The following is a 9,028-nucleotide window of genomic DNA, read 5'->3' as shown; positions in this document are numbered from 1 at the left end:
ACATCACACAAACCCGCTGGCCACAGACCTGAAACGGTCACCCGCGAAGTACGGGCCTAGAACGCTGCTGTCCAGGGGCCGGCGCGGGCGGCGGCGGGGATGTGGCACGGTAGCGGGGGCGCCCGAGGGCCGGTGCGCCGCCGTACGGACCGAAGGGCTTGATTCGCGCATGGGCTCCCACGCCTCTCTCACCGTCGCCACCCCCGACCGGATGGGCCGGCTCGGCCGGGAGCTGGCCGCGCTCCTGCGGCCGGGGGACCTGGTGCTGCTCTCCGGCGAGCTGGGGGCGGGGAAGACCACGCTGACCCGGGGCCTCGGCGAGGGGCTCCAGGTGCGCGGGGCGGTCACCTCACCGACCTTCGTGATCGCCCGGGTGCACCCCTCGCTGGTGGGTGGCCCGGCGCTGGTGCACGTCGACGCGTACCGGCTGGGCGGCGACCTCGACGAGATGGAGGACCTCGACCTCGACGTCTCGCTGCCCGAGTCGGTGGTGGTGGTCGAGTGGGGCGAGGGCAAGGTCGAGCGGCTCGCGGAGGACCGCCTGGAGGTCCGGATCGAGCGCGCGATCGGCGCCGAGGCGGCCGGGGACGACCTGGACCCGCGCCGGGTGGCGCTGACCGGCATCGGCACCCGCTGGGACGGCGTGGACCTGGCGGCGCTGACCTGACCGCGCCGGGCCGGACCCGCCGGGCCGATCCGTCCGCCCACGACCCGGCCCACGTGTGTCAGAGTTTGCCGACAGTCTGTCGGGAAGATGTTGCGGTCGAGGTCCCGGGCGTGGTGGGATGGGTGCTGAGGTTAGGTCTGCCTAACTAGGGAGGCGCCATGCCGAGCACCACGCCCGCCCCGGAGCGCGCACCGCGCGGGACCGGGGCCGAGGAGCCCGCCCGCCGTGCCGCGGGGCAGCCGATGCGGGCCCTGCTGGCCGCCTGTGCGGCGGCGGAGGCGGTCTCCACCCCGCCCGAACGCCGTCCGGCCGCCCCCGCACCGGGCGAGGACCCCGGGACGCCCGGGGCGCCGGCCGCGGACGACGGCGCGCACCCGGCCCGCCGCGCCGCGTAGGCCCTGCGCCACCTGGGTCAGGGGATCACGACGACCTTGGTGTCCTTCGGCGCGAAGTCCCAGAGCAGTTGGCCGTCCGCGCGGCTGCTGCGGATGCCGCCCGTCTTGCCCCCCGAGGTCGAGCCCGACGCCGAGCCCGAGGCGGACGCGCTGGGCGCCGGGGCGGCCGGCGGAGCGCCGGTCGCGGCGCCGTCGACGGCCGCGCTGAAGCCGAACACCACGCCGTTCTGCTGCGCGAACCGCACCACGTGCTCGATCTGCCTGCCGTCGGTGCCCGTGCCGGACGGGGTCCGGCTGTACACCGGGTAGCTGCCGGGAGCCGGCTCCACCGTGCCCGGGGTGACCGGGAAGACCGCCACCACCTGCGGGGTCTTCCTCGGGTCGATCAGCCAGACGTAGTGCGTGCTCACCGAGTAGACGACCCGCAGCCCGGTGCCGGTGCCCGCGGTCGGCAGCGTCGGGGCGGTCGGCGTGGGCGTGGCGGTCGGGGTGGCCGAGGCGGCCGGTCCGCTGGACGTCACGGCGGTGCTCGTGCTCGGGTTCGCGGCGACCGCGCGGTCCTGCGCGCCGTTCGCCTGGAAGGCCAGCAGGCTCACCACTGCCAGGGCCCCCAGGGTCAACCCCGTGACCACCACTCCAGGACCCATCTTCGCCACGTGTGCTCCCACCGCCGTCCCAAAAACCGTCGGCCCCATCGTGCCAGGTTCGCCCGTCCGGTCCGCATCGCGTCGGACGTGTGTTCCGGAGCGGGCCGGGTTTTCGATCGGGCGGAGCACGCGCCCGGGTGCGGCTGGGCGGGACCGGGCCCGGGGCCGGTCGCCGTTCGGCCGGTCTAACCTTGACCCGTGCTGCTGCTCGCGTTCGACACCGCTACCCCCGCCGTCACCGCCGCCGTCCACGACGGCACGGCCGTCCTGGCGCAGACCGACCAGGTCGACGCCAGGCGCCACGGCGAACTGCTGCTGCCCGCGATCGACCGGGTGCTGAGGGAGGCCGGGGTCGACCGGCACCGGCTCACCGACATCGCGGTCGGCGTCGGCCCGGGCCCGTACACCGGTCTGCGGGTCGGCCTGGTGACCGCCGCCGCGCTGGGCCACGCGCTCGGCCTGCCGGTGCACGGCGTCTGCACCCTGGACGCGATCGCCCACCAGGCCCGTGCCGAGGGCCTGGCCGGCGAGGCGTTCACGGTGGCCACCGACGCGCGGCGCAAGGAGGTCTACTGGGCCGCGTACGACGCCGAGGGCCGGCGGACGGAGGGGCCGTCGGTGGACCGCCCGGGCGAGCTGGCGACCCCGGCGCGGGCGGTCGGCGCCGGTGCGCTGCTGTACCCGGACACCTTCCCCGGCGCGCACGGCCCGGAGCACGTCTCGGCCGGCGCGCTCGCCGGCTTCGCCGTCGCGGAGCTGGCCGCCGACCGGGCCCTGCTGCCCAACGCCCCGCTCTACCTGCGCCGCCCGGACGCCCAGGTGCCGGCCGGCTACAAGGCGGTGCTCCCGGCGTGACCGGCCCGAGCACCACCGGACCGGCCGCGACCGACCGGACCGCCGGCCCGGCCGCCGTCCTGCGCCCGATGCGCTGGTGGCACATCGCGCCGGTGCTGGCGCTGGAGCTGGAGCTGTTCCCCGAGGACGCCTGGTCCGCCGGCATGTTCTGGTCCGAGCTGGCCGAGGCCCACCCCGGCGGCACCCGCCACTACACCGTCGCCCTCACCCCGGACGGCGCGGTCGTCGGCTACGCGGGGCTGATGGCGGTGGCCGGCGAGGGCGACGTGCAGACCATCGCCGTCGACGGGCGCCACCAGGGCACCGGGCTCGGCGCGGCGCTGCTCGCCGACCTGGTCCGGGAGGCCGCCCGGCGCGGCTGCGCGGACCTGCTGCTGGAGGTCCGGGTGGACAACACCCGCGCGCAGCGGCTCTACGAGCGCTTCGGTTTCGAACCGGTCGGCATCCGGCGCGGCTACTACCAGCCCGCCAACGTCGACGCGCTGGTGATGCGCCTCGACCTCGCGGCCGCCTCCGCGGCCGGTGCCGCCCCCGAAGACCTCGACGAACCCGCGGACCACCCGCGACCGGACGTGAAGAAGGACACCCCCCATGGCTGACGAACCGCTCGTCCTCGGCATCGAGACCTCCTGCGACGAGACCGGCGTCGGCATCGTGCGCGGCACCACGCTGCTCGCCGACGCGGTGGCCTCCAGCGTCAACGACCACGCCCGGTTCGGCGGCGTCGTCCCCGAGATCGCCAGCCGCGCCCACCTGGAGGCGATGGTCCCGACCATCCAGCGCGCCCTGGACACCGCGGGCGTCAAGGCGAGCGACCTGGACGGCATCGCCGTCACCGCCGGTCCGGGCCTGGCCGGCGCGCTGCTGGTCGGCGTGAGCGCCGCCAAGGCCTACGCGTGGGCCCTGGAGAAGCCGCTGTACGGGGTCAACCACCTCGCCTCGCACATCTGCGTGGACCAGCTGGAGCACGGCCGCCTGCCCTCGCCGACGATGGCGCTGCTGGTCTCCGGCGGGCACTCCTCGCTGCTGCTCAGCGAGGACATCACCAGCGACGTCCGCCCGCTCGGCGCGACCATCGACGACGCGGCCGGCGAGGCCTTCGACAAGGTGGCCCGGGTGCTCGGGCTGGGCTTCCCCGGCGGCCCGGTGGTGGACCGCACCGCCCGCGAGGGCGACCGGAAGGCGATCGCCTTCCCGCGCGGCCTGACCGGCCCCAAGGACCCGGAGTACGACTTCTCCTTCTCCGGCCTGAAGACCGCCGTCGCCCGCTGGGTGGAGGCCAGGCGCCGGGCCGGCGAGGAGGTGCCGATCGCCGACGTCGCGGCGTCCTTCCAGGAGGCGGTCACCGACGTGCTGACCCGCAAGGCCGTCAAGGCCTGCAAGGACAACGGCGTCGACCACCTGATGATCGGCGGCGGCGTCGCGGCCAACTCCCGGCTGCGCGAGATGGCCCGGCAGCGCTGCGACAAGGCCGGCATCCGGCTGCGGGTGCCGCGTCCGGGCCTGTGCACCGACAACGGCGCGATGGTCGCCGCGCTCGGCTCCGAGATGGTCTGGCGGGACCGCGCGCCGTCCTCGCTCGACCTGTCGGCGGACTCCTCGCTGCCGGTCACCGAGGTCCACGTGCCGCACACCGACTTCCACGGGCAGGCCTACCGGGCGCTGACCGGGCAGCAGTGACCACCACCGCCGCGATGTGGGAGGCCCGGGCCGCCGACGGCCGGGGCGCCGAGCTCTCCGCCTGGGTCCGGGGGACGGCGCTGCCCGCGCTGCGCGGCTCCGCGGGCCTGGTCCGCACCGAGCTGCTCGCGGCCTCCGGCGACCGGGTGCTGCTGATCACCTGGTGGTCCGGCGAACCCGTCCCGGTGGCCGACCCGCCCGCCGCCCTGCTGGGCCGTCCGGTGCACCGCTGGTCCTTCACCAGCGAGCATGTGGAGTAGCCGCTCGTACTCCTGAACGGGAACCGAACGCCCGACCGTTACCGTGCTTAGTGATCGAGGTCGCTGAACGGGAGCGGGGAGTACGGCGCGGTGAACAGGCACGGGCGGGGCAGGACGACGGTGTACGCGGCGGGGGCGCTGGCCCTGCTGGCCGCCGCCACCGGATGCGGGAGCGGCGGCGGTGCGGCCTCGGCCGCCCTGGTCCCGAGCACCGCCGCGCGGTCCACCGCGCCGACCGCCGCACCGCCGGCGCAGCCTGCCGGCACACCGCCGGGCGCGTCCCCCACCGCCGCCGCCGGGGACGCCGCCGCGTGGGCGAAGTGGCACCTCACCCCGCTGCCGCCGGCGCCGCCGGCGCCCGCCGACAAGCCGGTGAAGCTCCCGCGGACCGGGCCCGTCCCGGTGTTCAGCGAGGTGCCGACGAACGACAAGGTCGTCTTCGTCACCATCGACGACGGCGCCGAGAAGGACCCGAGGTTCGTCGAGATGCTGACCGACCTCAAGGTGCCGGTCTCGATGTTCCTGACCCGCGACATCGTCAAGGACGACTACGGCTACTTCAAGCGGCTCCAGGCGCTCGGCAACCGCATCCACAACCACACCGTGGACCACCCGCAGATGAGCAGGCAGACGCCGGAGAAGCAGAAGTCCGAGATCTGCGACGACCAGGCCGCGCTCACCCAGCAGTACGGCACCCCGCCGCTGTTGTTCCGCCCGCCGTACGGGGACGGCGCCCACACGCCGGCGCTCAACACCGCGGTGCAGCAGTGCGGGCCGCGGGCGGTCGTGCTCTGGCGCGAGTCGATGCAGATCCACGACATGCAGTACCAGGCGACGGACAAGAAGCTGCGGCCCGGCGACATCGTGCTCGCCCACTTCAGGGGCCCGAAGGACCTCAAGGGCGAGACGATGACGGAGATGTTCGGGGAGCTGCTGGCCCGGATCCAGGAGCAGGGCTTCGCGGTGGCCCGGCTGGAGGACTACATCGAGGCGCCGGCCGCCTGAACCGCAGCGGCCGGGCCGGTGACCGGCCGGCCGAGCATCATCAGCGGGCCGTGGTCGGTACGGCTGAGGATGACCGTGACGGCGTTCGGGCCGGCGGGCTTCAGCTGGCGGCGCAGCTCCTCCGGGGTGATCGCCATCCCGCGCTTCTTGATCACCACCGTGCCGACGCCCCGCTCGCGCAGCAGCGCCTTGAGCTTCTTGATGTGGAACGGCAGCACGTCGGTCAGCTCGAAGGCGTGCGCGTACGGGGTGTCGACCAGCTCGTCCGAGGTGAGGTAGGCGATCTTCGGGTCGATCAGCCGGCCGTTCACCCGCTCGGCCACCTCGGCGACCAGGTGGGCGCGGATCACCGCGCCGTCCGGCTCGTAGAGGTAGCGGCCGACCGGGCCGGCCGGGGGGTCGGGCAGCTCGCCGCCGGTGAGGGTGGCCCGCTCCGGCAGCAGGGTGGCGCGGTGGCGGTGCCCGGCCCGGGTGCCGAACCAGAGCACCGCCTCCTTGACGTCGCCGTGGTCGGAGACCCACTCGGCCTCGGCGTCGGCCGGCACCGCCTCGTGCGGGATGCCGGGCGCCACCTTGAGCGCGCCGACCGGGGTCCGTCGGCCGGCCCCGATCGCCCAGGACAGCGGCGGGGCGTAGGCCTCGGGGTCGAAGACCCGGCCGCGCGAGGTGCGCCGGGCCGGGTCGGTGAAGACCGCGTCGTAGCCGGTGACGTCGACCTCGGTGACGTCCGCGCAGCGCACCTCGACCAGGTCGGCGAGGCCCAGGGCGGCGGCGTTGGCGGCGACGGCGGCGCAGGCCGCCGGGTCCCGGTCGACGGCGAGCACCTCGATGCCGGCCCGGGCCAGCGCCAGTACGTCGCCGCCGACGCCGCAGCAGAGGTCGGCCAGCCGCTTCACCCCGAGGTCGGCGAACCGGCGGGCCCGCCACTCGGCGACCTCGCGCCGGGTGGACTGCTCGACGCCGTTGGGCGTGAAGTACATGAGATCGGCGTCGGCGCCGAACTTGGCCCGGGCCCGCTGTCGCAGCCGGGCCTGTCCGAAGGCGGCCGACACCAGCTCGGCGGGGTGCTCCTTGCGCAGCCTGGTGGCCAGCGCCAGCTCCTCCTCGGGCGCGAACTCGCGCAGTTCGGCGAGCAGGGCCTGGCCCCGGTCGGTCAGCAGGGGCCGCAGGTCGTCGTTCTCCACCCGCCCATTCTCGCCGGTCGGGGCGGTGCGCGGCGGGGCGGCCCCGCAGGCGGGGGAGTGGCCCGGCGCCGTGTTCGGTGGCAGCCGGTCCGCGTGGCGTTGGCACTCTGGTTGACTGAGTGCTAACGGCCGCCTATGGTCATCACTAGCACTCCCCACCGGGGGAGTGCTAACGCGAGAATGCGTGTCTGACCCCCGCGACGGCAGACACGCGAGTTCGCCCCTACCCGTTAGAAAACCCCGTAATCTCCGAAGGGGAGCTCGGACGTGACCACCAGCAGCAAGGTTGCCATCAAGCCGCTCGAGGACCGCATCGTGGTCCAGCCGCTCGACGCCGAGACCACCACGGCCTCCGGCCTGGTTATCCCGGACACCGCCAAGGAGAAGCCCCAGGAGGGCGTCGTCCTGGCCGTCGGCCCGGGCCGCTTCGAGGACGGCCAGCGTCTGCCGCTCGACGTCGCCGTCGGTGACATCGTCCTGTACTCGAAGTACGGCGGCACCGAGGTGAAGTACCAGGGCGAGGAGTACCTCGTCCTCTCCGCCCGCGACGTTCTCGCCATCATCGAGAAGTAAAGCGTTCAGCCGCGCCCCGGATCCGTGTCCCAGTGACAGGGCGCCGGGGCGCGGCTGTTGGTTCACGTAGTCGAGCGGCCGTGCCGGCCGCACCCCCGAGGGAATAGGGAACATGGCGAAGATCCTGCAGTTCGACGAGGACGCCCGCCGCTCGCTGGAGCGCGGTGTCAACAAGCTGGCCGACACCGTCAAGGTGACCATCGGCCCCAAGGGCCGCAACGTCGTCATCGACAAGAAGTTCGGCGCTCCGACCATCACCAACGACGGTGTCACCATCGCCCGTGAGGTCGAGCTCGACGACCCGTACGAGAACCTTGGCGCGCAGCTCGTCAAGGAGGTCGCCACCAAGACCAACGACGTCGCGGGCGACGGCACCACCACCGCCACCGTGCTGGCCCAGGCCCTGGTCAACGAGGGTCTGCGCAACGTCGCCGCCGGCGCCGGCCCAGCCGCCCTGAAGAAGGGCATCGACAAGGCCGTCGCCGCCGTCTCCGAGCACCTGCTGTCGGTCGCCCGCGAGATCGAGGGCAAGGACGACGTCGCCGCCGTCGCCACCCTGTCCGCCCAGGACTCGCAGGTCGGCGAGCTGATCGCCGAGGCGATCGACAAGGTCGGCAAGGACGGTGTCATCACCGTCGAGGAGTCGAACACCTTCGGCGTGGAGCTGGACTTCACCGAGGGCATGCAGTTCGACAAGGGCTACCTGTCGCCGTACTTCGTCACCGACGCGGAGCGGCAGGAGGCGGTCCTCGAGGACCCGTACATCCTGATCAACCAGGGCAAGATCTCCTCCATCCAGGAGCTGCTGCCGCTGCTGGAGAAGATCCTCCAGGGCGGCACCTCCCGCCCGCTGCTGATCATCGCCGAGGACGTCGACGGCGAGGCGCTGTCCACCCTCGTGGTGAACAAGATCCGCGGCACCTTCAACGCGGTGGCCGTCAAGGCCCCGGGCTTCGGCGACCGCCGCAAGGCGATCCTCGGCGACCTGGCCGTCCTGACCGGCGGCACCGTGATCTCCGAGGAGGTCGGCCTCAAGCTCGACCAGGCCGGTCTGGACGTGCTGGGCTCCGCCCGCCGCGTGACCGTCACCAAGGACGAGACGATCGTCGTCGACGGTGCCGGCGAGTCCGAGGCCGTGGCCGGCCGCGTCGCCCAGATCAAGGGCGAGATCGCCAACACCGACTCGGACTGGGACCGCGAGAAGCTGCAGGAGCGCCTGGCCAAGCTGGCCGGCGGCGTCTGCGTCATCCGCGTCGGTGCCGCCACCGAGGTGGAGCTGAAGGAGCGCAAGCACCGCCTGGAGGACGCCATCTCGGCGACCCGCGCCGCGGTCGAGGAGGGCATCGTCGCCGGTGGTGGCGCCTCCCTGGTCCACGCCGCCAAGGTGCTGGACGGCGGCCTGGGCCTGTCCGGCGACGAGGCCACCGGTGTCGCGGTCGTCCGCAAGGCGCTGCACGAGCCGCTGCGCTGGATCGCCCAGAACGCCGGCCTGGAGGGCTACGTCATCACCTCCAAGGTCGCCGAGCTGGAGCTGGGCCAGGGCTACAACGCCGCCACCGGCGAGTACGGCGACCTGGTGAAGGCCGGCGTCATCGACCCGGTCAAGGTCACCCGTTCCGCCCTGGAGAACGCCGCCTCGATCGCCTCCCTGCTGCTCACCACCGAGACCCTCGTGGTGGAGAAGAAGGAGGAGGAGGCCGACAGCGGTCACTCGCACGGCGGTCACGGCCACTCGCACTGAGGCCCGAACGACTGACCGGAG

General features: G+C 73.8%; 11 protein-coding genes. 9 read left to right on the top strand and 2 right to left on the bottom strand.

What is annotated here, in order from left to right; all coding sequences use genetic code 11:
- Positions 1 to 169 precede the first annotated feature (169 nt).
- The gene (gene tsaE, locus ACFP3U_RS31380) at positions 170 to 667 is read left to right on the top strand and encodes a tRNA (adenosine(37)-N6)-threonylcarbamoyltransferase complex ATPase subunit type 1 TsaE (protein ID WP_380229124.1); all 498 of its coding nucleotides are present in this window, start codon (positions 170 to 172) and stop codon (positions 665 to 667) included.
- 158 nt (positions 668 to 825) lie between these two features.
- Positions 826 to 1,062: a hypothetical protein gene (locus ACFP3U_RS31375; RefSeq protein ID WP_380229123.1), complete on the top strand. Its 237-nt coding sequence runs from the start codon at positions 826 to 828 to the stop codon at positions 1,060 to 1,062.
- 17 nt (positions 1,063 to 1,079) lie between these two features.
- Here the strand turns inward: ACFP3U_RS31375 and ACFP3U_RS31370 are convergent, their stop codons facing one another.
- Entirely contained in the window at positions 1,080 to 1,709 is a 630-nt protein-coding gene (locus ACFP3U_RS31370) for a hypothetical protein (RefSeq protein ID WP_380229127.1), read from the bottom strand.
- 198 nt (positions 1,710 to 1,907) lie between these two features.
- Between ACFP3U_RS31370 and tsaB the strand changes: the two genes are divergently transcribed.
- The 5 genes from tsaB (at position 1,908) to ACFP3U_RS31345 (ending at position 5,509) form a co-directional block, all read left to right on the top strand.
- Positions 1,908 to 2,564, top strand: a complete 657-nt coding sequence (gene tsaB, locus ACFP3U_RS31365) for a tRNA (adenosine(37)-N6)-threonylcarbamoyltransferase complex dimerization subunit type 1 TsaB (RefSeq protein ID WP_380229122.1) — start codon at positions 1,908 to 1,910, stop codon at positions 2,562 to 2,564.
- Positions 2,565 to 2,632: 68 nt separating this feature from the next.
- Entirely contained in the window at positions 2,633 to 3,163 is a 531-nt protein-coding gene (rimI, locus tag ACFP3U_RS31360; RefSeq protein ID WP_380229126.1) for a ribosomal protein S18-alanine N-acetyltransferase, read from the top strand.
- The gene (tsaD, locus tag ACFP3U_RS31355) at positions 3,156 to 4,244 is read left to right on the top strand and encodes a tRNA (adenosine(37)-N6)-threonylcarbamoyltransferase complex transferase subunit TsaD (RefSeq protein WP_380229121.1); all 1,089 of its coding nucleotides are present in this window, start codon (positions 3,156 to 3,158) and stop codon (positions 4,242 to 4,244) included. Before rimI ends, tsaD begins: the two co-directional genes overlap by 8 nt.
- Positions 4,241 to 4,504 (top strand): hypothetical protein, encoded by a 264-nt coding sequence (locus tag ACFP3U_RS31350; RefSeq protein WP_380229120.1) that lies wholly within the window; start codon positions 4,241 to 4,243, stop codon positions 4,502 to 4,504. The genes tsaD and ACFP3U_RS31350 overlap by 4 nt, the downstream gene beginning before the upstream one ends.
- A 90-nt stretch (positions 4,505 to 4,594) precedes the next feature.
- Positions 4,595 to 5,509 carry a polysaccharide deacetylase family protein gene (locus ACFP3U_RS31345; RefSeq protein ID WP_380229119.1) on the top strand — a complete coding sequence of 305 codons (915 nt, stop codon included), beginning with the start codon at positions 4,595 to 4,597 and terminating at the stop codon, positions 5,507 to 5,509.
- Here ACFP3U_RS31345 and ACFP3U_RS31340 read toward each other — a convergent pair.
- The gene (locus ACFP3U_RS31340) at positions 5,485 to 6,693 is read right to left on the bottom strand and encodes a THUMP-like domain-containing protein (protein WP_380229118.1); all 1,209 of its coding nucleotides are present in this window, start codon (positions 6,691 to 6,693) and stop codon (positions 5,485 to 5,487) included. The two genes, ACFP3U_RS31345 and ACFP3U_RS31340, sit on opposite strands and share 25 nt — an antisense overlap.
- Positions 6,694 to 6,960: 267 nt before the next feature.
- On the opposite strand from ACFP3U_RS31340, the gene groES reads away from it, so the two are divergent.
- Together groES and groL are read left to right on the top strand one after the other, a co-directional pair.
- Positions 6,961 to 7,266: a co-chaperone GroES gene (gene groES, locus ACFP3U_RS31335; RefSeq protein ID WP_014136232.1), complete on the top strand. Its 306-nt coding sequence runs from the start codon at positions 6,961 to 6,963 to the stop codon at positions 7,264 to 7,266.
- Between the two features lie 112 nt (positions 7,267 to 7,378).
- Positions 7,379 to 9,007, top strand: a complete 1,629-nt coding sequence (gene groL, locus ACFP3U_RS31330; protein WP_380229117.1) for a chaperonin GroEL — start codon at positions 7,379 to 7,381, stop codon at positions 9,005 to 9,007.
- Positions 9,008 to 9,028 lie beyond the last annotated feature (21 nt).

Origin of the sequence: Kitasatospora misakiensis (genome assembly GCF_042656005.1) — a bacterium.
Taxonomy (GTDB): domain Bacteria; phylum Actinomycetota; class Actinomycetes; order Streptomycetales; family Streptomycetaceae; genus Kitasatospora; species Kitasatospora misakiensis.
Note: the sequence above shows the minus strand (reverse complement) of the source record. Positions and strands in the feature narration are given on the sequence as shown.

Coding starts and splice junctions, on each gene's coding strand:
- tsaE (WP_380229124.1), top strand. CDS start 170: ATGGGCTCCCACGCCTCTCTCACCGTCGCCACCCCCGACCGGATGGGC.
- ACFP3U_RS31375 (WP_380229123.1), top strand. CDS start 826: ATGCCGAGCACCACGCCCGCCCCGGAGCGCGCACCGCGCGGGACCGGG.
- ACFP3U_RS31370 (WP_380229127.1), bottom strand. CDS start 1,709: ATGGGTCCTGGAGTGGTGGTCACGGGGTTGACCCTGGGGGCCCTGGCA.
- rimI (WP_380229126.1), top strand. CDS start 2,633: ATGCGCTGGTGGCACATCGCGCCGGTGCTGGCGCTGGAGCTGGAGCTG.
- tsaD (WP_380229121.1), top strand. CDS start 3,156: ATGGCTGACGAACCGCTCGTCCTCGGCATCGAGACCTCCTGCGACGAG.
- groL (WP_380229117.1), top strand. CDS start 7,379: ATGGCGAAGATCCTGCAGTTCGACGAGGACGCCCGCCGCTCGCTGGAG.